This is a genomic window from Mycobacterium sp. 852002-10029_SCH5224772 (genome assembly GCF_001667315.1).
Classification (GTDB): domain Bacteria; phylum Actinomycetota; class Actinomycetes; order Mycobacteriales; family Mycobacteriaceae; genus Mycobacterium.
In genome coordinates, this window is the sequence record NZ_LZHT01000046.1 from 30,433 (window position 1) to 55,628 (window position 25,196).

The 25,196-nt window shown below is 67.4% G+C and carries 23 protein-coding genes and 1 pseudogene; 11 read left to right on the top strand and 13 right to left on the bottom strand.

From position 1 onward, the window contains the following. Positions 1-41: 41 nt before the first annotated feature. A complete protein-coding gene (locus A5775_RS10495; RefSeq protein WP_067251595.1) occupies positions 42-803 on the top strand; it encodes an SDR family NAD(P)-dependent oxidoreductase in 762 nt (253 codons plus the stop codon). A gap of 86 nt (positions 804-889) precedes the next feature. Then, positions 890-2,524, top strand: a complete 1,635-nt coding sequence (gene fadD1, locus A5775_RS10500; protein ID WP_067251597.1) for a fatty-acid--CoA ligase FadD1 — start codon at positions 890-892, stop codon at positions 2,522-2,524. Here fadD1 and A5775_RS10505 read toward each other — a convergent pair. From A5775_RS10505 to A5775_RS10530, 6 genes are read right to left on the bottom strand one after another with little or no spacing between them, the layout of a single operon-like run. After that, positions 2,463-3,113 carry a PadR family transcriptional regulator gene (locus A5775_RS10505; protein WP_067251598.1) on the bottom strand — a complete coding sequence of 217 codons (651 nt, stop codon included), beginning with the start codon at positions 3,111-3,113 and terminating at the stop codon, positions 2,463-2,465. The genes fadD1 and A5775_RS10505 overlap by 62 nt on opposite strands. Next, entirely contained in the window at positions 3,110-3,544 is a 435-nt protein-coding gene (locus A5775_RS10510) for a Zn-ribbon domain-containing OB-fold protein (protein WP_067251601.1), read from the bottom strand. The genes A5775_RS10505 and A5775_RS10510 overlap by 4 nt, the downstream gene beginning before the upstream one ends. Then, positions 3,541-4,695 carry a thiolase family protein gene (locus A5775_RS10515; RefSeq protein ID WP_067251603.1) on the bottom strand — a complete coding sequence of 385 codons (1,155 nt, stop codon included), beginning with the start codon at positions 4,693-4,695 and terminating at the stop codon, positions 3,541-3,543. Before A5775_RS10515 ends, A5775_RS10510 begins: the two co-directional genes overlap by 4 nt. 32 nt (positions 4,696-4,727) lie before the next feature. Continuing rightward, entirely contained in the window at positions 4,728-5,075 is a 348-nt protein-coding gene (locus A5775_RS10520; RefSeq protein ID WP_067251605.1) for a hypothetical protein, read from the bottom strand. 1 nt (position 5,076) lies between these two features. After that, positions 5,077-7,404 carry a CoA transferase gene (locus tag A5775_RS10525; protein WP_067251607.1) on the bottom strand — a complete coding sequence of 776 codons (2,328 nt, stop codon included), beginning with the start codon at positions 7,402-7,404 and terminating at the stop codon, positions 5,077-5,079. A 2-nt stretch (positions 7,405-7,406) separates the two neighbouring features. Next, on the bottom strand, positions 7,407-8,756 hold the full coding sequence (locus tag A5775_RS10530; protein WP_067251609.1) for an amidohydrolase family protein: 1,350 nt from the start codon (positions 8,754-8,756) through the stop codon (positions 7,407-7,409). A gap of 296 nt (positions 8,757-9,052) precedes the next feature. On the opposite strand from A5775_RS10530, the gene A5775_RS10535 reads away from it, so the two are divergent. Continuing rightward, positions 9,053-10,030 carry a LacI family DNA-binding transcriptional regulator gene (locus tag A5775_RS10535; RefSeq protein ID WP_067251612.1) on the top strand — a complete coding sequence of 326 codons (978 nt, stop codon included), beginning with the start codon at positions 9,053-9,055 and terminating at the stop codon, positions 10,028-10,030. A 3-nt stretch (positions 10,031-10,033) separates the two neighbouring features. Here A5775_RS10535 and A5775_RS10540 read toward each other — a convergent pair whose 3' ends face one another. Genes A5775_RS10540 through A5775_RS10550 form a run of 3 tightly spaced genes read right to left on the bottom strand, consistent with a single transcriptional unit; the run spans position 10,034 to position 13,893 of the window. Next, positions 10,034-10,447: a Zn-ribbon domain-containing OB-fold protein gene (locus A5775_RS10540; protein ID WP_067251614.1), complete on the bottom strand. Its 414-nt coding sequence runs from the start codon at positions 10,445-10,447 to the stop codon at positions 10,034-10,036. A gap of 6 nt (positions 10,448-10,453) precedes the next feature. Continuing rightward, positions 10,454-11,662, bottom strand: coding sequence for a thiolase family protein (locus tag A5775_RS10545; RefSeq protein ID WP_067251616.1), 1,209 nt, complete (start codon positions 11,660-11,662; stop codon positions 10,454-10,456). 8 nt (positions 11,663-11,670) lie between these two features. After that, a complete protein-coding gene (locus A5775_RS10550) occupies positions 11,671-13,893 on the bottom strand; it encodes an acyl-CoA dehydrogenase (RefSeq protein ID WP_067251619.1) in 2,223 nt (740 codons plus the stop codon). Positions 13,894-14,050: 157 nt separating this feature from the next. On the opposite strand from A5775_RS10550, the gene A5775_RS10555 reads away from it, so the two are divergent. Next, a complete protein-coding gene (locus A5775_RS10555) occupies positions 14,051-14,647 on the top strand; it encodes a TetR/AcrR family transcriptional regulator (RefSeq protein WP_067251621.1) in 597 nt (198 codons plus the stop codon). Here the strand turns inward: A5775_RS10555 and A5775_RS10560 are convergent. Continuing rightward, positions 14,634-15,272 carry a TetR family transcriptional regulator gene (locus A5775_RS10560; protein ID WP_067251623.1) on the bottom strand — a complete coding sequence of 213 codons (639 nt, stop codon included), beginning with the start codon at positions 15,270-15,272 and terminating at the stop codon, positions 14,634-14,636. The two genes, A5775_RS10555 and A5775_RS10560, sit on opposite strands and share 14 nt — an antisense overlap. 62 nt (positions 15,273-15,334) lie before the next feature. Here A5775_RS10560 and A5775_RS10565 point away from each other — a divergent pair, with 62 nt between their 5' ends. The 3 genes from A5775_RS10565 to A5775_RS10575 all read left to right on the top strand — a co-directional run bounded on the left by A5775_RS10565 (position 15,335) and on the right by A5775_RS10575 (position 18,774). Next, positions 15,335-16,441: a DUF1214 domain-containing protein gene (locus A5775_RS10565; RefSeq protein ID WP_067251625.1), complete on the top strand. Its 1,107-nt coding sequence runs from the start codon at positions 15,335-15,337 to the stop codon at positions 16,439-16,441. Continuing rightward, positions 16,441-17,613, top strand: coding sequence for a sulfotransferase (locus A5775_RS10570; protein ID WP_067251628.1), 1,173 nt, complete (start codon positions 16,441-16,443; stop codon positions 17,611-17,613). The genes A5775_RS10565 and A5775_RS10570 overlap by 1 nt, the downstream gene beginning before the upstream one ends. A gap of 81 nt (positions 17,614-17,694) precedes the next feature. Beyond that, positions 17,695-18,774, top strand: a complete 1,080-nt coding sequence (locus A5775_RS10575; protein ID WP_067251631.1) for a DUF190 domain-containing protein — start codon at positions 17,695-17,697, stop codon at positions 18,772-18,774. Position 18,775: 1 nt separating this feature from the next. Here the strand turns inward: A5775_RS10575 and A5775_RS10580 are convergent, their stop codons facing one another. Beyond that, positions 18,776-19,669 (bottom strand): fructose bisphosphate aldolase, encoded by an 894-nt coding sequence (locus A5775_RS10580; protein ID WP_067251633.1) that lies wholly within the window; start codon positions 19,667-19,669, stop codon positions 18,776-18,778. A gap of 440 nt (positions 19,670-20,109) precedes the next feature. Between A5775_RS10580 and A5775_RS10585 the strand changes: the two genes are divergently transcribed. Together A5775_RS10585 and A5775_RS10590 are read left to right on the top strand one after the other, a co-directional pair. Continuing rightward, complete coding sequence (locus tag A5775_RS10585; protein ID WP_067251635.1) at positions 20,110-20,487, top strand: STAS domain-containing protein; 378 nt, start codon at positions 20,110-20,112, stop codon at positions 20,485-20,487. 18 nt (positions 20,488-20,505) lie between these two features. Beyond that, positions 20,506-20,949, top strand: a complete 444-nt coding sequence (locus A5775_RS10590) for an ATP-binding protein (RefSeq protein ID WP_067251637.1) — start codon at positions 20,506-20,508, stop codon at positions 20,947-20,949. A gap of 9 nt (positions 20,950-20,958) precedes the next feature. On the opposite strand, the pseudogene A5775_RS10595 reads toward A5775_RS10590, so the two are convergent. Both A5775_RS10595 and A5775_RS10600 read right to left on the bottom strand, forming a co-directional pair. Further along, positions 20,959-22,020, bottom strand: a pseudogene (locus A5775_RS10595) (phosphotransferase family protein). Positions 22,021-22,034: 14 nt separating this feature from the next. Next, positions 22,035-23,171, bottom strand: a complete 1,137-nt coding sequence (locus A5775_RS10600; RefSeq protein ID WP_067251640.1) for a hypothetical protein — start codon at positions 23,169-23,171, stop codon at positions 22,035-22,037. Between the two features lie 124 nt (positions 23,172-23,295). Here A5775_RS10600 and A5775_RS10605 point away from each other — a divergent pair, with 124 nt between their 5' ends. Further along, entirely contained in the window at positions 23,296-23,916 is a 621-nt protein-coding gene (locus A5775_RS10605) for a TetR/AcrR family transcriptional regulator (RefSeq protein ID WP_067251641.1), read from the top strand. Positions 23,917-24,018: 102 nt separating this feature from the next. Next, positions 24,019-25,155 (top strand): phosphotransferase, encoded by a 1,137-nt coding sequence (locus A5775_RS10610; protein ID WP_197512498.1) that lies wholly within the window; start codon positions 24,019-24,021, stop codon positions 25,153-25,155. The last annotated feature ends 41 nt before the right edge of the window (positions 25,156-25,196 follow it).

Consider the following 25,196-nt stretch of genomic DNA (forward strand, 5'->3'; position numbering starts at 1 on the left):
AAATTCGAGCGATATTTCGCCGTGGCGTTACGCTCGCGGGCATGGAAAACGCACTGCTCGGCCGGCGGATCCTGGTGACCGGCGCCGCCACCGGCATCGGAGCGGCGGCCGTGCAAGTCCTCACCGACGCGGGCGCCGAGGTCGCCGCCACCTATCACCAGACACCGCCGCCACAGGGCCTGGCGGCCAGCTGGCTGCAGTGCGACGTGCGCGACGCCGACGCCGTGTCCGCGATGGTGACCGACGCGGCGCAACGCCTGGGCGGGCTCGACGTTCTGGTAAACGCCGCGGGACTCTGGCAGGCGGGAATTCCCGGCTACATCAGCGCCGACGAGGTCTCGTTTCTGTTGGACACCAACGTCAAGGCGACCATCCTCACCAATCAGGCCGCCTACGCCGTCATGAAGGAGCAAGACCCCAAGGGCGGACGGATCATCAACTTCGGCTCTTCGGAAGCCGTTATGGGCAGCCCGATTTCGGCTGTTTACGCGGCGACCAAGGGCGCGGTGCAGGCGTGGACGCGGTCGGCCGCCAAAGCCTGGGCCGCCGACAATGTCACCGTCAACTCCCTTGCCCCGGCGGTGCAGACGCCGGGCGCGGACCGGCTGCGGGACTTCCTCGGCCCGGAGGCCGCCGCGCTGATCGATCAGCAGATGAAGATGATGATCCCGCTGGGCGGGACGCTGGGCGAGCCCGCCCGCGACCTCGGGCCGATGCTGGTGTTTCTGGCCGGACCCGGCTCGGGCTTCATCACCGGGCAACTGCTGGCGGTGGACGGCGGCCTGATGATGGTCGGCGGATAGGCGGCACGCCGACCTCCGCGCGACCGCTACTATAAGACGGACCGTCTCGTCTCGTAGGACAGGCATAGTGAGGGTGAATCGGACCGATGGCTGACGACACGATTCAAGCGCTGCTGCGCAAGCGCTTATCCGATCCGTCGATCGCGGTGAAATACGGTGACGCGCAATGGAGTTGGCGCCAGTACCTGGAGGGATCTACGGCGCGGGCCGCGGCACTGTTGGCCGCCGCCGATCCGGACCGGCCGGCGCACATCGGCGCCCTGCTGGGAAACACACCCGAGATGTTGAGCCAGATGGCGGCGGCCGGGCTCGGCGGCTACGTCCTGTGCGGCCTGAACACCACGCGGCGCGGTGAGGCGCTGGCCGCCGACATCCGCCGCGCCGACTGCCAGTTCGTGGTGACCGACGTCGAACACCGGCCGCTGCTGGACGGTTTGGACCTTGCCGACACGCAAATCCTCGACACCTCGACGCCGCACTGGGCCGAGTTCATCGACGGCACCGGGGAGCTGACGCCTCATCGCCAGGTCACCGCGATGGATCCCTTCATGATGATCTTCACCTCGGGGACCAGCGGAAATCCCAAGGCGGTGCAGGTATCCCACTTCATGGCCGCGGTCGCCGGGCTCAGCCTGGCCGAGCGATTCACCCTCACCGACCGCGACACCTGTTACGTGTCGATGCCGCTGTTTCACTCCAACGCGGTGGTCGCGGGATGGGCGCCCGCGGTGTGCTCGGGTGCGGCGATCGTGCCGGCGAAATTCTCGGCGAGCAACTTCCTCGACGACATCCGCCGCCACGGCGCGACCTACATGAACTACGTCGGAAAGCCGCTGGCCTACATCCTGGCCACCGCCGAACGCCACGACGACGCCGACAATCCGCTGCGGGTCGCGTTCGGCAACGAGGCCAACGACAAGGACATCGAGGAGTTCGGGCGCCGCTTCGGCGTGCAGGTCGAGGACGGCTTCGGGTCGACCGAGAACGCCGTCATCGTGATCCGCGAACCCGGCACGCCGAAGGGCTCGATCGGCCGCGGGGCCGACGGGGTGGCGATCTACAACAGCGAAACCGTCACCGAATGCGCGGTCGCACGGTTCGACGCCGACGGGGCCCTCGTCAACGCCGACGAAGCGGTGGGCGAGTTGGTGAACACGGCGGGCTCAGGCTTTTTCACCGGCTACTACAACGACCCGGACGCCAACGCCGAGCGCATGCGCCACGGCATGTACTGGTCCGGTGACCTGGCCTACCGCGACGCCGACGGCTGGATTTACCTGGCCGGCCGCACCGCCGACTGGATGCGGGTCGACGGCGAGAACCTGGCCGCCGCCCCCATCGAGCGAATCCTGTTGCGCCACAGCGCGATCAACCGGGTCGCGATTTATGCCGTCGCGGACGGTCATGTCGGCGATCAGGTGATGGCGGCGATCGTGCTCAACGACGGCCACACCCTCGCACCCGCCGAATTCGAGTCATTCCTGGACGCGCAGCCCGACCTGTCTCCCAAGGCCCGCCCGCGCTACGTGCGCATCGCGACCGACCTGCCCAGCACCGCCACGCACAAGGTGCTCAAACGCCAGTTGATCGCCGAGGGAACCTCGGTCGGTGCGGGAGAAGTGTTGTGGGAGCGGGAATCCCGGGGAACGGCGTATAGCGCTAGCCAGGGCTCCGGGGCGTCCGACGGCGAATCTGCCCCTTCGATCGTGACACCCGTTTGACGGGGTCGCGACTTGTGCCGCCGGCGATCTCGTCGCGCAGCTGCGAGATGTTGGAGATCTCCGCGTACAGGCCGCGGATCGCGTAGTCCAGAACGGCGAAGGAGTACCGCTGGTCCGGATCTTCGGTGATGCCGAGTTCGTGGGATCGCTGGCGCGACCACAGCGCCTCGTCGAGCCGGGCCCGCGTCGCGTCGAGATGGCGGTCCAGGGTGTCCAGGACGTGTTCGGGATCCTCGCCACGGGCCAGCCAGGTTTTGAGGATGACCGGGTGCTTGATCACCACCTGGTCCTGCCCCGGGAAGTGCTGCACCCAGCGGCGCAACGCGTCGAGCCCGGCCTCGGTGGTTTCGTAGAGGGTGATGGCGCGTTTGCCGGATTGGGCGCCGGTCTCGCTGACCATGCCCCGGGCCAGCAGCCGGGTCAGTTCGCGCCGCACGTGGCTGACCGACGGGGACCAGTAGAAGTGGCCGACCGACAGTTCGGCGCGCATCTTGATCTCACCGGCGGTGAGTTGCTCGTCGTTGGCCGCCAGCACGCCCAGGACCAGGTAGGCGGTGACCGGAAGTCCGTTGCTGGTCCGGGGACTCACGAACTGTCGGTCCCTTCCGCGGTGAAGTACGGAAGCGTCACGTCGGCGCCGACGTCGTGGAATTGCACCTGCACGCGCAGGCCGACCTCAATGTCCTCCGGGGGCACGCCGACGACATTGGTCAGCATCTGATAGCCCTCGTCGAGCGTGATGATCGCCGGCGCATAGGGCGGTTCGAACTCCGCCGTCACCGGCCGGTAGACCACGGTCCAGCTGTAGATCTCGCCGCGGCCGCTGCCCTGCCGCCAGTCGAGGTCGTCCGAAAGGCATTGGCGGCAATGCTCGGTCGGGGGAAAGTTCGCCAGGCCGCACGCCGCGCAACGCTGGTAGCGCAGCTGTTTCGACCGGCAGCCGTCCCAAAACGGCACGCTGACATGGCTGCTCGCGTGCGGGACGGGGCCGGTTTGGGGCCGCAATGGATCAGAGGTCACCGTGGCTCGTCTCCCAGAATCAGCACCGTCGTGAACAGGGCGCCCGCTCCGCCGTTGCTGCACAACGCGATGTGCGCATCGGGGATTTGAAGATCACCGGCGTGGCCGCGTAACTGCTGAACGGCCCTGATCGCGCGCTGTATCATCTGCGGGTTGGAGCCCGCGTGGCTGAACGACATCGTCCCCCCGTCGGTGGTGATCGGATGGCTACCGTCGATGGCGACGTGGCCGTCGGCGACGAACGGGCCGCCCTCGCCGTCGCCGCAGAAGCCGAAAGCCTCGAGCTGGCGGATGATTTCGAAGGAGAACGGATCATACAGTTCCAGGACGTCGACGTCATCGCGGCGCAGCCCGGCGTGATTGAACGCGCACTCGGCCGCACGTCGGCCCACGACGCCATTAACGTGGTCGCCGCGCCGCCCGGCGAGGTCGTACGCCGGCGGGTGCTGGTAGGACGGCCCGTGGAAATCGGCGCCGCTGCCCAGGACGTAGATGGGTTGGCTCGCGACGTCGATGGCGTCGACGTTGGCCACGACGAGCGCGCACCCGCCTTCGGATGTGGTCGCGCAGTCCAGGAGATGGAACGGGTCGGCGATGGGGCGCGATGCGGTGATGTCGTCGGGCGCGAACGGTCCGCGTTGGTAGTAGACCGCTTCGGGGTTGCGTGACCCGTTGTTGCGGATGGTCGAGGCTACGATCGAAAGTTGTTCGCGCGTCGTGCCATAGACGTGCATGTGGCGTCGCGCGATGAGCGCGAACTCGGCGGTGGTGAACATGCCCCAGGGTGCGACGAATTCGTTCTCGGGCCGGGTCCACGGCGCGGTGGCCTCGTGGTCACGGTATTCGCCGGCTTGGGCCGCGACCAGCACCACCACGTCGGCCATGCCGTGCTCGATGGCGGTGGCCGCCTCGGTGATCATGCCGACCCCGAAAGCCAGGCCCTGCCAGGCCGGGCCGAGGCGCAGGTCGTAGATCAACGAGGTCGACTGCGGGCTCGCGCTGATGCCGTCGACGTCGTCGAGGGTCAGGCCGGCATCGTCGAGCGCGCCCAGGATCGCCTTGATCGCCAGGCCCCGCGACGTTTCGCCGTCCAGCCGCCGCCCTTGCCGGGTGTTATGCACCCCGACGATCGCAGCGGTCCGCTTCGCCATAGTCACTGATATCCCATTCCTTGTGCCGCCGTTCAGTTTTCGTCCGCGACGACACCCAGGTAGGTGCCCCTGACCTCGTATCGCCTCCCGTCGCGGGTGATGGTGCCGATCATGGTGGCGGGTGTGTCGGGGTGCCCGCTATCGGCCGCCGTTTCGGTATCCTTTTCCAAGACATCGATCCGCACGTCCACGGGCCGAGCCGTCTGCGGGTCGGTGATCTCGACGACCATCGCCACCGCGTCTTCGTCCTCGTCCCATTCGACGCTGGTGATGCGGTGGCGGGCGGTCAGCTCCATCACCACGGAATCCCCGCGGACCAAGAAACGCACCGGCGCGCACAACTCCCCGTCGCGGGGCGGCACGCACAGGCTGACCGCCATGTCACAGGCCCGCCGGCCGGTCGCTGATGGTGCCCGACCGCCGCAAGTCGGCCAGGTCGCGTTCGGTGTGCCCGAGAATGTCGGTGAGTACCTCACCGGTGTGTTGCCCGTAGAGCGGTGGTACCCGCCGGATCCAGCGCCTCGGCCGGCCCAGGAACGCGAAAGGCATTCCGGTGCACAGGAAAGAGCCCGCGACGGGATGGTCGACCGTCTCCCAGAAGCCGCGGGCGTGCAGGTGCGGATCGGTCAGCAGCGCCGCGGCCGGGGTGACGCGCGCGGCGGCCACGCCGGCTGCGCGCAGCGCGCCGACCGCTTCGGGCACCGAGCGCGCCGCGGCCCAGGCGGAGATCAGTTTGTCGATGTCGTCGGCCCGCTCGTCCCAGCCGGTGAGCTCAGGCTGGTTGAGGAGCCCGGCCAGCGACGCGCGGGCGGCGGCGTCCATCGCGGCGAGCGCAACCCATTCGTCGTCGCCGCGGCAGCGGTACACCCCCTGGGGGGCCGCCTCGGGCCCACGGTTACCGTTGCGGCGCATCGCGATTCCGTTGCGTGAATACTCGACCAGCATTTCGGCGGCCACGTTGAGCGCGGCCTCGGCCATGGTCGATTCCACCTGCATTCCGGCGCCCTCGCGGTCGCGGATCACCAGCGCCGCCACGGCGGCGAAGGCTGCGTGCAGCCCGGCGATCGGGTCGCAGACACCACGCGGAATCACCGGCGGCCCGTCGGCGTGTCCGGTCATCCACGCCATGCCCGTCGCCTGCTCCATCGTCTGTGCGAAGCCCACGCGATCGCGCCACGGGCCGTCGAGGCCGAACGCGGGCATCCGCACCATGATGGCGCGCGGGTTCGCCGCGCGCACCGCGTCCCATTCCAGGCCGAAGTTCGCCATCACCCTGGGCGAGAAGTTCTCGATGACGAGATCGCTTGCGGCGATGAGCTCAAGCGCGAGATCTCGTCCGGCGTCGGTGCCCAGATCGATGCTTACGCCGCGCTTGTTGTTGTTGCTACACAGGAAGACCGGGCCCCACTCCCACCACTGATCCCAGTCGGGCGGGCGGCCCGCGGAGAACCGCATGCCGTCGGGCCGGCGGACCCCCTCGATCTTGATCACGTCGGCCCCCAGGGCGCCGAGTAGCTGGGTGGCGACCGGGCCGGCCCAGAACGCGGTGAAGTCGGTGACCCGCACGTCGGACAACGGAAGGGCGTCGGCCTCGGCGCTGCTGGGCGCCTCGGGTCGCGCGGGCCACCGCAGCCGTCCGTTGTCGGCGCCCAGCGCCGGTGGCTCCCCCGGCGGCCTGGTTACCATCGCCTCGCTGCGATACGGCACCCGCGGTGCCAACACCCCGGCCCGCGATTCGACGAACACGCCGCGCTCCACGAAGTGATCGACTTTGGGCAGCATCTCGGGAGACGCGATGGGGGCCACCGGAATCCGGAACGCCACCGCGAGGTCGACGATGTCCTGGGTGGTGCGGCTCCGTGTCCAGGCGGTGACCGCGTCGAGGAACTCGTCGCGGCGCTCCACCCGCCCGGCAAACGACGCCAGCTCGGCGTCGTCGACGAGATCGGAGCGGTCGATCATCACCAGGAAATCCTGGAACTGCTGCGCGGTGATGGTGCAGAAGCCGACCATGCCGTCGGCGGTGGGAACGATCGACGGCAGCTCCAAACTGCGTTCGTGCAACAGCGAATCGGCCCCCAGCACGCTCGCGGACATCGCGGACAGGCCGCCCATGGCGATCACCATGGCCTCGTACGTCGAGACGTCGATGACCTGGCCCCGGCCGCTTCGGGCGGCATGCCGCGCGGTGGCCGCGGCCGCCGCGGCGGCGAACGTGCCCGCCAGCCATTCGCCGAGCCGACCACCGGCCTGTACCGGCTCGTCGTCCGGCCAGCCGCGCCCGGCGATCGATCCACATAACGCTTGCAGGATGAATTCGTTGGCTGCCACCTGGTTTTCGACGTAGGGACCGGTGGTGCCGAACGGTGTCACTGTCACCACCACCGCCGCGGCCGCGGTGTGCGCAATGATGTCGTCGAGCGTCCATCCGTCGGTCAGGTCGGTGAGCACGATGTCGGCGCCGGCGAGCAGCGACACGACCTCGGGCTGGCCGTGGTTGACCACCGACTTCTTGCCCGCGGCGAGATAGCCGAACAACGCCCCGGGTGGGCCTCCCGCCGACCAGTCGCGCAGCGAATCCCCCTGCGGGGATTCGATTTTCACCACCTCGGCGCCGGCGTCGGCGAACATCTTGCCGCAGTAGGACGCCGCCAGGCCGTTGCATAGCTCCAGCACGCGCCAATCCGCGAACGGCGCCGCACCCGCCACGTTCAGTTGCCCAGGGTGGTGGCGCGCCCGGCGATGCCGGCCACCTCCGCCGTCACGGGGGTGGCGCCGCCTGCCTGCAGAGCGAACTGTGTCATCCGGGTCCACGCGTCCCGGTCGCGCTGGCTGGCCTGGCGGCCGACGTGGGTGACGACGTCGACATCGGTGGCCTGCGCGCGTAGCCGGCCGGCCCGCGCCTGCTCCTTCGGGATGTGCCGGAAGGGGTCGAATGAGTAAGCGACCATGGCATTTTCGTGGGTGATCTTGTTGATGACCGTGTCGTCGAGGTGGCCCATGGTGGCGATGATGTCCTCGGGTGCGAACGGCCAGTTGCTGTCGGAGTGCGGGAAGTCCGACTCCCAGCACAGCATGTCCTCGTTGAACCAATCCATGTTCTGCACGCCGACCTTGTCGCTGATGAAGCAGGTGTAGAAATGCCGCTTGAACACATCGGCGGGACCACTGTAGCCCGGCGGGAACGTCGCCAGCGTCCACCCCGAGTGACGGTTGTACACGTGCTCGGCGCGCCAGAGGAAGTACGGCATCCAGCCGACGTCCCCCTCGGTGAGCGAGAACTTCAGCTGCGGGAAGTCCGCCCAGAATTCGGCCCAGATCAGTTCGGTGAAGGTGAACATGCTCATCATCGACGAGGCGGTCATCTGCACGCTGGGCGGAGCGTCGGTCGACACCTGCGGGGAGCGCGAGGCCGAGCCGACGTGGGTGCACAGCACCGTCTTGTTCTCGCAGGCGGCCTCGAATAGCGGATACCAGTATTTGGTGTGAATGCTGGGCATCTGCAACGCTTCCGGGTTCTCCGAGAACGTCACCGCGTGACAACCCTTGTCGGCCAGGCGTTTGACCTCCTTGGCGGCCTCGGCCACATCGAACAGCGGCAGGATGCCGCACGGGATGAACCGGCCCGGATACGCCCCGCACCATTCGTCGACGTGCCAGTCGTTGTAGGCCTTGATCATCACCAGGTTGACGTCGCGGTCGGGGCCCTGGTTGAGGACCTGGCCGGAGAAGCCGGTGAAGTTCGGAAAGTTCAACCCCGCCAGCTGGCCGCCGGCGTTCATGTCGCGGACCCGCTCGTCGACGTTGAAGCAGCCGGGCCGCATCTCGTCGTAGCGTGAGGCGTCGATGTTGTACATCTCGCGGGGTTTGCCGGCCACGGCGTTCAGGCCCATGTTGCGGCCGCGGATCTCGCCGTAGTACCACTGCTGGATGCCGTCGGGTTCGAGGACCACCCGAGGGGCGCGATCTTTGTACGTGGCGGGAACGTGGGCGTCGAACATGTCGGCCGGCTCGGCGATGTGATCGTCCACGCTGATCAGGATCAGATCGTCTTTGTTCATGCCGCGCTCCTCGGTGGATCTATAGCGACTAGTAGACAATGGCGCTCGTCACAGTGTCAACCGGACGGGCTGCACGTGGCTGGGCGCCCTGCCTGCGGCTTGCGCTGTACGCCAACGGCACGCACGCACGTCTGCGTCGTCGGTGGTCGCAGCCGACCGGCCCGCATCGTCCGGCAAGAACGGACTAATAGTCCACACAGCACTCGTTCGTTGGGCCCCACGGCGCGGCATCGTGCGGTGCCGGTGGGCGTCGCATGCCACCATGGGGCATGACCGGGCCCGGAAGGTAACGCAAGTTGAGCACCAGCAAAGCGGCGCGTCCGACCACCGCAGACGTGGCCCGGTTGGCGAGCGTATCGACCGCCACGGTCAGCTATGTGCTGAACAACGCGCAGGGCCGCCGGATCTCCCCCGAAACCCGCGATGCCGTCTACCGGGCGGCCAAACTCCTGGGTTACCGGCCCAACCTCGCCGCCCGTAATCTCGCGCGCGGCAAAAGCGGTGTGGTGCTCTACGTGGTGCCCCACGTCGCTGTGGGCGAGATGCCGATGCATGCCGGCAGCCGCATGACCGCGGCCCTGGCGCGCGAAGGCTTACTTCAAGTACAGATTTTCGAGACCGACGACGATCGTCACGTCGTCGACGCGATCGAGAACCTGGACCCGGTGGCCATCACCAGCCTGTTCCCGCTGAGTGCGGCCGCCCGTGACGCGGTGACCAAAGCCGGCATCCCGCACATCGAGATCGGGACACTGCCCGCGCTCAAAAACCCTCACCTGTCGGTCGGCGAGATGCGCGTCGAACACCTCGTCGAGCGTGGTCACCGGCGAATCGCGTTCGCTTACACCGGGATTGACCGATGGCGTCCGCTCGGCGACTACTGGTTCGAAGGCGTTTCCCGGGCGGCGCAGTTGCGCGACCTCCCGCCCGTCCGAGTCGACCAGGTCACCCTGGACAACGCCGCCGACGTGGTCACCGGGTGGGTCGGCGACGGGGTGACCGCCGTCTGCGCCCAAAGCGACGAGATCGCCTGCCTCGTCCTCTACGGCATCCATCAAGCGCGGCTGCGCTGTCCCAGCGACCTCGCGGTGATGGGCGTCGACGCCAGCCCCATGGGCATGGTCAGCACGCCACCGCTGACCACCGTTCAATTCGATCCCAGCGCGGTGGCCGACGCTGCCCTTGCCGCCGTCTTCGACCGGCTGGGGCAACCCGCCCCGCCCTCCCCCGAGTTGACGGATATCGCGCACCTCGTGGTGCGGTCGTCGACCTGAACGTCAGTCGGCGGGCTCGTAACGCAGCAGCGTCACGTCGTGTTCCGGATAGTCGCAGAACACCGGCTTCACCCGCATCCCCACCTGGAGGCGGGCCGGGTCAACATTCACCATCTCGGTGGAAAACCGTGGCCCCTCGTCCCATTCGACGATGGCGAGCAGCTGCGGCACCGCGTCGGCGAAGTGGGGGCTGACCGGCCGGTGGGCCACCGTGTAGGAGTACAGCGTCCCCATCCCGGAGATCTCGCGCCATTCCAGGTCGTCGGCCAGCGTGCGTGGGGCACGCACCCTGGGATAGAAGACGTAGTCCTGCAACGACGGCGAATACTGGATCACGATGCGATGCTGGGCGAGCGCGTCCCAAAACGGTGCGCTGGTAGGGGTTTTGACGGGCATAGGCCGCTCGAAGGTGGTCATCGGTGATCAGTCTCCCTCGAGGATGAGCGTGGTCTGCTCGGACAGGATCCCGCCGTTGCCGGACACGAAGGCGCGGTGACAGTCCCCGACCTGGGCCGCGCCGGCGCGGCCCATGATCTGACGGGTGGCATCGCAGACGTGATGCATGCCGCCGGCCAATCCCGCTTGCCCGAACCCCAATTGGCCGCCGGCGGTATTGAGCGGGAAGTCGCCGCGGAAGGTGAGGTCGTGGCCGGCGACGAATTCCATACCCTTGCCCTTCTCGCAGAAGCCGGCATCCTCGAGCGAGAGCAGCACCGTGATGGTGTAGCAGTCATAGATCGAGACCATGTCCATCTGGTCCCGGGACAGATCGGTCATGGCGAACGCCGTATCGGCGGCCGCGGCGATCGGGGTGTGCAGCAGATCCTCGGCATAGGTCGGCGTCTTGAACGGCACGTGCTCGCCAAATCCCTTGATCCACACCGGCCGATTGCGTGAGCGCTTGGCGACGTCCGCGTTGGCGACCACGACGGCGGCGCCGCCCACGCACGGCATGACGATCTCCAGCATGTGCAGCGGGTCGGCGATGACCGGGCTGGCCAGGACGTCGTCGACGCTGAGCGGCTTGTCCTTCCAGATCGCGCCTTCGGTGTGGTTGGCGTTGGTGCGCTGGTCGACGACAATTTTGGCCATCGCCCGCTCGTCGTAGCCGTAGATCGCCGCATAGCGTTGGGCCACCTGGCCATACGGCCCGTTCTGGCCGAGGTTTCCGTAGGGGATCTCGAATTCGGCCTGGGGAGAGCCATACTGGTTGCTCGACGACCCGAAATACAAGGCGTCGCCGAGCGTTCTGGGTTTTTTCGGCGACATCGGGGTGATGTACCGGGCGGGCAGCGCGCACAGCACGGCCTCGCAGATGCCGAGCTCAACGGCCGCGGCCGCGCGCCACACCATGGCCGCGGCGCTGGCACCGCCCAGATCGACGTGCTCGGCGAATCTCGCGCCCACGCCGAGATATTCGGCGATGGTGGAGGGCACGAAAATCTCCGACTCGGCAAGGTGTGACGCCACGATGCCGTCGACCAGCTCGAAGGGCAGTCCCGCATCGGCGAGTGCGGCTGCGCCGAGCTCCGCCCATTGTTCGATGGCGAACGGCGCGGGTGACGCCTTGGTCATGCGTTCGGGCGGAAGTTCGACATATCCGACGATCGCGGCTTCTCCGCGTAATCCCATGAGGTGTCCTACTTTCGGGGCAATCCGAGGATCATCTGCGCGATGATGTTGAGCTGAATCTCCCTGGTTCCCCCGCCGATCAGCTCGGCCGGCAGATGCAGATAAGGTTCCACGACCGCATTGTCGGGGTCGTCGACCATCGCGACCTGCCCGCTTAGCTGCAGCGTGGCCTGGAAGGTACGCCGCAGCAGCACATTCATCGCGACCTTGGCGATGCTGGACGCCGGGCCGGAGGCCTGACCGTCGAGCAAGCGGATGGTTTCCCGCACCCCGAGCGCCCTGATCGCGTTGGTGTAGGCGTCGAGCCCGCCGAGCTCACGCACCGCGTCGTCGCGGTCAGGTCCGGGCTGAGCGGCCAGCCGGCGCAGTGCGACAGCGCGGTCGAACTTGACGTATCCGCTGATGGCCGAACGCTCTTCGGCCATCGTGGCGATCGCGAGACTCCAACCGTCGGTCGGGCCACCCAGCAGCATCTCGTCGGGAACAAAGACGTCGTTGAGGAATACCTCGTTGAAGTGTGCCTGGCCGGTCGCCGTCTTGATTGGCTGGATCTCCACCCCCGGGGAGCGCATATCGAGAATGAAATAGCCGATGCCGCGGTGCTTGCTGGCTTCGGGGTCGGTCCGCGCGAGCAGTGCACCCAGGTCGGCATATTGGGCCAGCGACGTCCAGATCTTGTGGCCGTTGATCCGCCAGCCGCCATCGACCTTGGTCGCGCGGGTGGCCAACGACGCGAGGTCGGAGCCGGCGCCCGGCTCACTGAACAGCTGGCACCACAGGATATCGCCGCGTTGGGTCGCAGGGATAAGCCTCTCCTGCAAGTCCTTTGGTGCAGCGGCCAGCACCGACGGCAGGATCCATTCGGCGATGTTCAGCGACGGACGAACCAGACCGGGTCGCTTGGCGAACTCCTCGTCGATGATCAGCTGTTTCAACGGATCCGCATCGACGCCCCAGGGCGCCGGCCAGTGCGGCGCCATGAGGCCGGCGTCGGCGATCAACGTGCGTTGCGGCCCGGTGGCGAGGTGCTCGTAGTCGCCGTGCGGTGCGGGTTTGTCGTTGCGCAACTGCAGGGCCGCATCGAGCGTCTCGGCCACCCAGGAACGGAATTCTGATTCCGCGTCGCCGAGATTCACCGACATGTCGCGCGTCTGGGCGCACGTGAGCTCCCCCAACCGGCGCGCCCAGCGGTTCGCCGGACCGATCGATCCCGCCAGACTGATGGCCCGCCGCCAGTACAGGTGGACGTCGTGTTCCCAGGTGAAACCGATGGCGCCGAGCATCGTCAACGCATCGAGCACCAGATCCGGGGCCGGCGAGATTGCGATCACGGCCGCGCCGGCGGCGGCCATCCGGTGCTGATCGAGTGATTCTTCGACGGCGCGCACCGCATCCCAGGCCGCCGCGGTGGCCAACTCGCTGTTGACCAACAGCATTGCCGCACTGTGTTGCAACGCCTGGAAGGTACCGATCACCTTGCCGAACTGTTCGCGGCTGCGCAGGTGGGCGGTGACGGCCTGCACACACCACTGGACGATGCCGGCGGTCGTGCTGGCGACGAGTCCCAGCAGCACACAGCGTGCCCGCTCGGGGTCGATCCCGGTGAGCACCTCGGAGTCCGTTGCGATGTAGTTGTCGAGGCGCAAGATCCCGGCGTCGGCGACGAGGTCGGTGCCCGAGACGGGTTCGACTGTCACCGTGGGCTTTTGGGTGTCGACGGGCGCCCAGACGACGCCGTCCTGGGTCCGCGCGCCGACCAGGATGATCCGCGCCGCGCACACGCCCGGCGTGACCTCCGAGGCACCGCTGACGCTCCATCCCCCCTCGCCGGCCCGCGCGTGCAGGTCACCGTCGCCCGGAAGCACGACGGCGGCGGTGAGGCCGGCCGCGAGGTCACGCACCAGTGATTGCTCGCTCGGTGTCGGATCGGCGAGCAACGCGATCGCTCCCGCGGCCACCGTCGTCAACAACGGACCGGGCAACAGCGACTTGCCCGCCGACTCCAGCACGCATGCCGCGTCGACCAGCCGTCCGCCCTGACCACCCAGGTCCTCGGGTAGATGCACGGCATGAAAGCCGTTGGCGACCAGCGCATCCCACCATCCGGGAAGACGGCCCGCCGCGAGCTCCTCGAAACCCTCGCGCGTCGTGGCGATGGGAGCATTGCGGGCGGCGAACTGCGAGAAGGCGTCGCTGAGCTCCTGTTGCTCCGGGCTCAGTCCCAGGGTCATGCGGGCGGCCGCAATGTGACTGACGTTGGCCGCACGGATTGCTACCCTTCCGACGCCTATGACGAGGTTGACAAGACGGACCGTCTCGTCTTGTGGCAGACTACCGGGGGTAGTCAGGAGATGTAAAGCGGGCCACCGCAGTAGTGAGGACCACCAGATGCCAAGCGATCTCACCGAGGTGGGCACGCCGGCGACCTCGCCCCGGCGTCGCAGCGAGAAGTCGCGCACGGCGATCGTCACCGCAACGCGTGAACTGCTGCTCGAGCGGGGGTTCGACGGGCTGACCATCGAGGCGGTGGCCGCCCGCGCCGGCGTCGGCAAGCAGACCATCTACCGCTGGTGGCCCACCCGCCCCGCGCTGGTCGCCGACGTCATGTTGGAAGACGCCGACAAGCTTCTGTCGACGGTCAACCACAGCGGCAGCCTGGCGGGAGACCTGGTGGGCTGGGTGGGCAAGCTGTTCACCAGCCTGACGACGCCGCGGGGCTCGGCGATGCTGCGAACGCTGACCGTCGCGTGCATGGAACACGAGGAGACCGCCGTCAAACTGCGCGCCGGATTCAGTGCCCCGCTGCACGAACGCGTGCGGGCCCGGCTGCTGGCCGACGGCATCGATGCGGCCACCGCCGAATCGGCTGCGGACGCCATCGTGGGCGGCGTGGTGTATCCGATCCTGTCCGGCGCGCAGCCCTACTCCCGGCGCCGGGCGGAGCGGACCACCCGGCTCATCGTGGAAGCCCTCACCGGCGGCTGACGGCCGCCGACTGGTCGACGGCAACCGCGGCCAGACCCTGGCTCACCCGGTCGGGCAGTGAGCCGCCGTGGCTCAGCCAGTCGTCGAGCGCGATGCGCACGGTCGCCATCGCCAACGCGCCGATCAGGCGGGGCCGGGGATCCTGCGCGGCCAGCCGCGGTATCCGCGGCGCGACGAGCTCGGCGATCGCCACCTCATAGCGCACATAGATGTGCAGCGTCCACGCATCCAGCGTCTCGGATGATCTTGTCAGCGTGGCCAATTCGTGGACCTGGTTTTCGATCTCCGCAAAGCCACGGGCGAGCTCCCCGAACGCGCCGATGACCGCCTCGATCGCGCCGAGCTTCGGCGGTTGCGCCGCCAGCGCCGCGGTGATCCGGTTCAGCCAGTGGGCGTTCATGCCCTCGGCCACGGCGTCTTCCTTGGAGTTGAAGTAGCGGAAGAACGTCGCGCGGCCGATATCGGCGGCGTCGGCGATGCGGTCCACGGTTGCGCCCGCCAGGCCGCGAGCCGCGACCAGCTCGGCGGCGGCGCTGGCGATGCGCTGACGCATCGCCGCTCGCTTCCGCTCGGCCAGCGACGCCACAGGCATCGAAGCGGGCGCGAACCCAGACGTGCCAGGCATGCCCCCACCCCGTTCTCGCGAATCGGCACCAAAGTCCTAAGACATAGTCTTAGCATGAGACGATGTCTCATACTGCCGATCCGCCCGATCAGCCCGCCCCGAAGGCGCGCGCCGCGCTGCAGTTCTTCCAGCAGATGCTCACGGACGTCAGCAAGATCGTGACCGAGGACGCCGAGTCCGAGCGAGAACTGGCCGAAGGTTTGCGCATGGTGGCCCGAGTGTCCTCGCTGTGCGCGCAGATGTCGGTCGAGGCCGACCCGGAGCGACCGTCGTTCTTCGATATGTGCTCGGACAACCGGATGGTCGGCGGCCCCAATCCCGACGGCAATTACTACCTGGCGATGATCCGTGGGGACCGCCGCTACCGGATCACCGGTTCCCGCGGCACCAGCGCATACCTCGGCTTTCAGATCCTGGCCGGCACCGGACTGACCCCGCGTCGGATGGCGGGCTACGTCAGCGACACCGACTTGACGCTCGAGCCAGGCAAGGACTCGGGCGAATTCGCGCTCGTGCTTTCCGCCGACGAACCGCCCGATGTGGCCGGCGCGCAGTGGGTGCAAATCCCCGCCGACGCGTCGTCGGTGGTGGTCCGGGAGTACATCGGTGACCGGGCCGGCGAGGAATTGGCGACGCTGGGCATCGAGGCGCTCGACCCGGGGCCGCTGAGGACGCTGACCGACGACGAGCTCGCCGACCAGTTCACCGCCATGGCGTGGTCCCTGATGAAGCTCACGACCCTGCACCGCACTATCAAGCCGGAACTCCTGGAAAGCCCGAACACCTTGATGACGGCCCTGGCCGCGGATCTGGGCGCGGCCGACACGACGCCCGACAACCTCTACATGATGGGGACCTTTCGCCTCGAGCCCGGCCAGGCCCTCGTCCTCGACATCGTGCCGCCCGACACGCGGTACTGGAACGTCACGCTGGAAAGCATCTGGCACGAATGCCTGGAGCCCCGCCGTCGCCACAGCTCGCTGACGAATCGCGGCGTTCGACCCGATGCCGACGGGCGCGTGCGGATCGCAATCTCCGCGCAAGACTTCGGGTTTGGCCATTGGCTCGACACCGGGGGCCGGCATCGCGGCTTCGTCATCGTGCGCTGGCTGGACAATCCGAGCCCACCCGAAGTCACGGTAACGGTGCGCCAAGGACAGGAGCGGTAATGCCACTGCGGGACCGCTTCGCCCCGGAACGACTGATAGCGGCCGCCTGCGAGGAAGTCGGGAGCGACGACTTCGGCGCCGAGGGCTGGCGTCCCGGCCTGCACCGTCTGACCGACGGGCTGATCAACGATGCGCGGCTATCCGGCATCGGCGTCGAGATCGCTCACCTCGACATCATGCGTGCGTTGAAGAACCGGCTCGGCGTAACCGCTTGGCGCAAGCAGCATCCCGAGGTTGCCGGCCAGGCGGTCACGGCGCCGATCTTCATCGTCGGCCAGCCGCGTACGGGGACCACGATCCTCTACGACCTGCTCGCCCAGGATCCCCAGCTGCGCGCCCCGCTGACCTGGGAGGTCGACGAGCCCTGCCCGGTCCCGCAGCCCGATACCTATCACGACGATCCGCGCATCGCCCAGATACAGGCCAGCATCGACATGTCGGAACAGATCATGCCCGGGTTCTTGGCTTTTCATCCGATGGGCGCCCTGGTCGGGCAGGAGTGCGTGCGCATCACCGCGGCCGAGTTCGTCAGCATGATCTTTTCGGTGCAGTATCGGCTGCCGGGCTACTACCGCTGGCTGCTGTACGAGGCGGACCACGCGGGCGCATATCGTTTTCACCGAATATTCTTGCAACACTTACAGTCCGGCGTGCCCGGCCAGTGGTTGCTGAAGTCTCCGGCGCACCTGTGGCAGCTGGACGGTTTGCTGGCCGAATACCCGGACGCGTTGATCGTGCAAACGCACCGCGATCCGGTCAACGTCATCTCGTCGATCGCCGCGCTCACCCATCACCTGCGCCGGATGTGCAGCGACCAATCCTGCATCACCGAGTGTGCGGCCCAGTCCTACGAGGAGATCGTCGTCGGGCTGGAGCGCGAAATGGCGTTGCGGGACAGTGGCGCGGTGCCCGCGGGGCGCGTCATCGACGTGCAGTTCGCCGACTTCATGACCGATCCGTGGACCACGATCAAAGACATCTACCAGCGGCTGGACCGTGAGTTGCGGCCCGACACCGAGCAGAAGATGCGCGAGTTCCTCGCGTCCCATCCCTCCGACGGCGGGCACAGCCGGTATACCTGGTCGGACACCGGGCTCGACGCCGGTGAGGTCCGGGAGCGGGTAGGCACCTATCAGGACCGCTACGGGGTACCGACCGAACCGCTGCGATGAGCTGACCGACCGCTTCGAACGTCCCTGTGACGCTTGACGTCTGCGAACGGTAGGCTCTCCGGCAAGGCGACGGGAGCGGCCGTGGACGACGATTGCCTGAAGCTCACCACCTATCTGGCCGAGCGGAGGCGGACCGGGGATGGCTTTGTCTCCGATGTGCTGCTCGGCCTGTACGCCCAGCATCGTGTCGCCTGTGGCGTGCTGCTTCGCGGTATCGGCGGTTTCGGCACCGGACACCATCTGCGCACCGATGCGTCCCTGACGTTGTCCGAGGATCCGCCCGTCGCGATCATCGCGGTCGACACCAGAACGACGATCGAGGCGCTGCTCGATCCGGTGCTGAAGATCAAACAACGCGGCCTGGTCACCTTGGAGCGCGCGCGACTCCTGCACGACGACATCGGATCCCCGCAGTTACCCGAGGATCTGCGCGACGCCGTCAAATTGACGATCTACGTTGGCCGCAAGCAACGCGTCAACGGAACGCCGGCCTACATCGCGCTGTGCGATTTGATGCACCGGCGCGGCCTCGCCGGTGCCACGGTGCTGCTGGGCGTGGACGGCGTCGCGCACGGAGAACGCCAGCGCGCCAACTTCTTTGGCCGCAACGCCGATGTTCCGATGATGATCGTGGTCGTCGGTTCCGGCGAGCGCATCGGTCGGGTGTTGCCGGAAATCGCTGGGCTGCTGCGCAAACCCCTGTTCACCCTCGAACGGGTCCGCGTGTGCAAGCGCGACGGCGAACTGCTGGAGCGACCGCACGCCCTGCCCGGGGTCGACGAGCGCGGCCTGCCGCTGTTTCAGCAGTTGACGATCTACACCTCCGAGTCGGCGCATCACGGCGGCATGCCGATTCACCGCGCGATCGTCCAGCGGCTGCGCCAGGGCAAGGCCGTCGACGGCGCGACCGTGCTGCGCGGAGTCTGGGGTTTTCACGGGGACCACCAACCCCACGGTGACAAGCTGCTCTCACTGAGCCGCCGGGTGCCCGTCGTCACCATCGTCATCGACACCCCGGCCAACATCGCCGAATCCTTCGATGTCATCGACGAATTGACCAGCTGCGACGGCTTGGTGACCAGCGAAATGGTGCCCGCGTTGGTCTCGGACGACGGCGACGGCGGACAGGGGCCGCCCCGTATGGCCCGACACCGCTACTAACTCAGCCGGCGACCGAAGCGTCGTAGATCGACTGGATCGCCTTGTCCAGCGTGGTGTTGAACTGCTCGTCGGACTGGTCGACCGAGAGCCCCTCGGTGAGCGCGCGGCTGAAGCTGGCGATCAGGCCGCTGTTCTTGGCCAGCAGTTCGTTGGCCTCCTCGCGCGAGTAGCCACCGGAGAGCGCGACCACTCGCATCACCTTCGGGTGCTCGATCAGCGGACGGTAGTAGTTGGCCTCGGTGGGCAGGCTGAGCTTGAGCATCACGCGCTGCCCCTCGGGCACGGTGTCGAGTTGCTTGGTGATCTCGTCGCGCAGGATGGCCTCGGCCTCGGCCTTGTCCGAGATCGAGATGGTGACCTCCGGCTCGATGATCGGCACCAGCCCGTGCGAGAGCACCTGGCGGGCGACCTCGAATTGTTGGGCGACCACCGCGGCGATGCCCTCGGCGTTGGCGCCGCCGATCACCGACCGCTCCTTGGTGCCGAACACACCCTTGCCCACGGCGCGCTCCAGCAGGTCGTCGAGCCCCGGCATCGGCTTCATCAGCTGGACGTCGTTGGACGCGTCCGCCAGGCCCTTGTCGATCTTGAGGATCGGCACCACGCCCTTGGTCTCCCACAGGTAGGTGGTTGACGGCTTGCCCTCGATCTCACGGTCCATGGTCTGTTCGAACAGGATCGCCGCCAGCACCCGGTCACCGGTGAACGACGGGGCGGTGATGATCCGCGAACGCATCTCGTGGATGAGGTCGAACATCTCCTTGTCGGAGGAATACGCGCTGTCCTCGATGCCGTACAGGCGCAGCGCCTTGGGCGTCGAGCCGCCGCTTTGGTCGAGCGCCGCGATGAACCCCTTGCCCGACGTCATCCGGTCCGCTTGCTGCTGGTTCGACATTGAACTCTTCACTCCCTCGTAATGGGCACGCCCGGCCGCAGAGACCGCGCGCGCTCAAGCCTGAATCGTGCCGATCATATTCGGCCAGCGCCGGCCGGGGCAGGCAGGCCGTCAGTCCGGGGCTCCACCCCACGCTTGGCCTGGCTGCGGCGATACGGCCGCCGCCGATTCGATCCGCCGAAAAACGAACACCTGGGCGCGGCTCCGCCGGGCCGCCGGATTGCCCGGCACCGCGTCACCCGTCGCCGCGATTGCCGCATGTCTTACCATTGACCAAACACTTGTAGCTGTATCTGCACTTAGCAGCGCAGATCGACGGGGCGCATCTCGTCCGTAGGCATGCGTGTTCCCGAGGGGTTGAATCAGCAGCCCCCGGATATGGCAGTGGCTGTATGAGAGCTAACGGTGTCCCGCACGGGACCGAATGTGAGTGATAGACCATGGGCGAACAATCCGGCGACGTCGTCGATCCAACCGCTTTTGAAGTCGGCAGACACCAGGTAGATGGGGCGGTCGTGCTGACCGTCTCGGGTGAAGTGGACATGCTCAGCTCGCCGCAGCTGGCCGACGCCATCCAGACCGCGCTGGCCACCCAGCCCGCGGCGCTGATCGTCGATCTGTCAAAGGTCGGTTTCTTGGCCTCGGCCGGGATGACCGTGCTGGTGACCGCGCACGGCGAGGTCGAACCGCCGACGAAGTTCGCCGTCGTCGCCAACGGCTCGGCCACCAGCAGGCCGATCAAGTTGATGGGGATTGACAGCGTGCTCGCGCTTTACAACAGCCTGGACGGCGCGCTGAGCGACATCGCCGGTGAATGAGCCGATCAGCCTCATAACGTGTCGAACATCGAAGACCGGACCCGCTTCCTGCGAACGCGCGTGTCGGCCGACGCGCGCAGCGCCGCCCGGACCCGCGCCGAGTTCGGAGCGTGGCTGAACCGGCATTTCTCGCTGTGCGCCGACCGCTTCAGCGATGTGCTCCTGGCGGTGAACGAAGCGATCGCCAACGCCGCGGAGTTTGCTTACGTCGACGCGGCGCGGCGCGGGACGGTCGATGTGCGAGCGGCCTATGACGGCGACGCCGACACCCTCGCGGTGACGGTCGCCGATCGCGGCCGCTGGCGGCAGAGGGCACCGGTGCATGGCCGGCAGCAGTTGCGCGGCCGCGGTATCCCGTTGATGGAGGCGCTTGCCGACGAAGCGGTCATCGATCACACTCCGCAGGGCACCCGCGTCATGTTGACCTGGACCGACCTGACCGTCCGGGCCTGCCACGTCTGAACGCCCCGCCTACCCGGCCAGCACCTGCGCGATGCGTTCTTCGCGCGGCAGCACCGGGCCGTCGTCGAGAGGTTCGTCGATTCCGAGGTCGGTGAGCCCGGCTCTGGTCATCAGCGAGGTGCCGTAGGCGGCGAGCACGAGCTTTTGGTCGTCGCTGTGGCCGTCCTCGACCAGCATCGCGCCGATGAGGCAGATGACGGCCATCTTGTAGGCGTTGAAGGCCCGGTACCAAGGCCGGTTGGTGACGTTGATCCCGCTGGTCGACTCGTAGTGCGACAGCAGGGCGTCGATGGACAGCGCCGCGGGGTGGCTGTTGATTCCGACCGGCTGCATCCACAGCATCTCGAGCTAGCCGATGTCGGTGAGCGGGTCGCCGATGGTCGTCATCTCCCAATCGAAGACCGCGCTCACCTCGCCGGCGGTGAAGGCGAAGTTGCCCGGTTTCGCGTCGCCGTGCACCAGCGTGACCGTTGGGCACGGCTCGGGCTTGTCGGCGAGCAGGGCCCGATGGAGGCGCTCGAGGGCGGGTAGGCGGCCGCGCTTGACCCGGTTCATCTCCGCGGCCCAGTGGCCCAATTCGCGGTCCAGGTGGTTGGTGCCGACGTCCAGGGTGTCCAGCCCGGTCCGGGCGAGGTCGACGGTATGGATTGCGGCCAGCTGTTCGATCAGGCTCTGGCACATCCGAACCACCGTCTGGTCGGCGGCACCGGCCGGCGCCTCCATTTCGTACACCTCGCCGGCGACCCGTTCCATCACGAAGAACGGCCTACCGAGTACCTCGCCGGTGTGTTCGAGCCACAGCGCCCGCGGGACCCGGACCGCAGTGTCCGCCAGCGCGCGCAGGATGGCGAACTGGCGCGCAAGGTCGTAGGGCTCCAGCAGTGCGGGTGGTTGGGGTCGCAGCCGCAACACCACGTCTTGCCGGTCGTCGCGACCGCCGCGCCGGGTGATGACGCTCGACGTCATCATCTCCGCTGAGTGCCCGAAGCTCACCCGGTCGATGCCCTCGAGACGGACGTCGTCGGCATCGGGCAGCTGGGCGCGCACCCAGTCGCTCAACCGTCGTTCCATATCGGCGTCCAAGGTCACTGCCCAACCCCGTCGTGGTCGTCCTGCAAGCGATCAACTGGGGTCTTGTCCTGGGTGAACGCGGACATATCCATCGCCGTCCAGTTGGGGTAGCGGGCATAGCCCTGGCCTCCGAGGAGCAATTCGAAAATGCCCCAACCGGTCTCGCCGTCAAACTCGAACCGCATCAATTGGTCGAGCGCCATCGAATTGCCCTCGGTCTCGGACAGCTGCTCGAGATCGGTGCTGTCCCAAGTGAAGTGGATGAAGTAAGCACCGCCACCCAAGTCTTCGTATTGGCAGTGCGCCATGGGCAGCCCATAGTAGGCGTTGACCTGCTGGTGGGTTGCCTCGGCGATCACGCGGTGCGCCTCGCCGTCTTCGTCGGTGAACACGAGCACCGCGCGGCTGGGCCGCTTGCGGTCGCCGTCGAATTCGACCTCGTGCTCGATCTTGACGAATCGTTTCGATAATGTCCCGTCGCCGTAGGTGATGCCTCCGTCGACGTAATTAACTGTGCCGTCCGAGGATTCGATGATCCACGCTTCGATGGCATGGTCGTCGAACCCGGCGTCGAGCCACAACCAGAAGTCGATTTTGTCCGAGACCCGCACGCCGAAGGTGCGGTCGCGGCCGCCGTGAAAGCCGTCGACGCTGACGCGTTCGCCGTCGATCTTCACCCAGCCGCTCCATCGCCCGGGTTCTTTCATGTGGTACATGTCGGCCAACATCTGGCCGTCCTTGCCTCGCACTTTCATGGGCAACAGCTCCCACATCGGGGCGGTGGGCTCGTAGTAGAGCTCCCACTCGATTCCGGAGTTGTTGGGCTCGACGTCCAATCGCCACTTCTTCAGCGGCTCGACGCAGGTCCAGCGCATCGGTCCGGCGCTCAACTCGCCGCGGTCGTCCCCGGTGACCGGCCGCCCCGACAGCAGGTCCCAGTGCCGGCCGTCGGCGAGGCTGACCTTCACGTAACCCAGCCCGCTGCCGGTGTTCGGGTTGTTGCCGTAGCCGCTGGCCAGCAACATGGTGCCGTCCGGTGATGCGGCGAAGAAGTAGCACCGATCCGACCACGTCGGGTCCGGGTCGTGCACCTGGTCGAAGGTGGTCGGGAGCTGGTGGGTGAACGCTTCGTCCGCGGCGGAATACGCCATCAAACGGCCTTTCTGGCTAGGTTTTCTCCCTGCGCTGCAAGGTGATTCATCGTCGGACTCCGATCGGTCCGGGCTGGCATATCCGATATCGAAGCAGCACAACGCATCCCGTAACATCGCCGCCATGGAACCGAGCCGGCGGTGGGGCGACGACCGCGCGATCCTCGACGACGAGGAGGCCCGCAGACGCATCGTGGATGCGGCGGGACGCTGCATCGTGCGGCGCGGAAACACCCAGTTCCGGATGGGCGAGGTCGCCGACGAGGCTGAAGTGTCGCGCTCGACGGTGTACCGCTACTTTCCCGGCCGCGACGATGTGCTGCTGGGACTGATGCTGACGCGTGTGGACACCGCGCTCGGCGAACTGGTGCGCTCGCTGCCCGCGCCCGACGACCCCGTTCGATCGGTGCCCGAGATGGTGCTGGCGCGGGTGCAATCGGTGGAGGGCAACCCGTTGAACGAAGCGCTGTTCGCCGCCGAGAGCACCGCGGTGGCCGCGGCGCTCGAAAAGGGCTCCGAACCGATCGTCGAGCTGCTACTGCGGCATTACGGGCCACTGCTGGACCGCTGGAAGGCGGCGGGGCTGCTCTACCCCGATGTCGAGTTCCGGTCGATCGTCCAGTGGTTGCACACCGCGACGATGTTTCTGCTTGCCCCCTCGTGGCGATACCGCCCGTTAGCCGACAAACGCGAATTCGTCGAACAGCTCGTCGTGAGGGCCCTGGTTCCACAGATCAGACAATAATCGTATATTGTCTGATGTCCAGACGTTCGAATGGTTTTCTCCGACGGCGTTGGTGCTGAGAACACTGCAGCGTCGCCGGCCTGCAAACCGGGATGGATGGACATGAAAACTCCTGTGGGACAAGCCTTCTCCTTCATTGGGCTGGCCGCTCACCTCGGCCGGGGCGCCGGGCGGGTGGCCACCGATGCGGTGGTGGGCGGCCGGCTCGGGTTGCCGCGGACGGTCGAAGACATCGACCCCGCGGTCCTTTCCCGCGTCATGGGAACCACCGTCCGGTCAGTCCGCGTGCTGAGCAGGGACGCCGGTACATCCTCGCGCGGCCGGCTGGTGCTGACCGGCAAGGACGTCCCGGAGTCGGTGTTCGTCAAGGTCGCGGCGGAGAGCGCCGCCACCCGCCTGATGGGTGAACTCGGCCGCCTGGGGCACACCGAGGTGCGCTTCTACCGCCAGCTCGCGCCGCAGGTCATCGGCGTCCCCTACTGCTACGGCGCGACGTTCGATCCGTGGACGGGCCGGTACCTGCTGGTGCTGGAGGATCTCCCGGCGGAGTCGTACGAGTTCCCGGACACCTTGCACCCGCTGTCGACCGACCAGGCCAGCCTCATCGTCGAACTGCTGGCCGACCTGCACGCCACGTTCTGGGGCCGGTTGCCGCGCGACGGGCGTGGGCCCCTTGGCTGGCTTTACACGCCGTCGGGCGACGTGACGTCCCTGTTGACCGGCTCGCTGATGCACACCTCGATCAAGCGCCTTGCCGCACGCACGACGATTCCGGTGGAGAAGGGCACCTTCATCGCCGACAACTACCGCGCCGTCGCCGCGCTCATCGACACTCCCCCGCACACCGTCATGCACGGCGATGCCCATCCGGGCAACATGTACTTCCACGGCGGCAAGGCCGGACTGCTGGACTGGCAGGCGGTCCGACGCGGGCACCCCAGCCGCGAGCTGGCCTACACCCTGATCACCAGCCTGACCCCGCAGGACCGGCAGGCCAGCCAACGCGACCTGCTCGACGACTACCGGCGGGCGCTGGTGGCCGCCGGCGGCCCCGAGCTGGACCGCGACGACTTGTGGTTGCGGTTCCGCCAGGGCGCGCTGTACGCCTATGTCGCCCCGCTGATCACCACCGGGATGGGCGGAATGCAGGTCGAAGACATCGCCATGGAGGGCCTGCGGCGGGGCGTCGCCGCGCTCGACGATCTGGAAACCGTCGCCGCCCTGAAGAGTTCCCTCTAAGCCTCGCGAATTCGGCTGAAGCTATTGCCTTCGGCGCACCA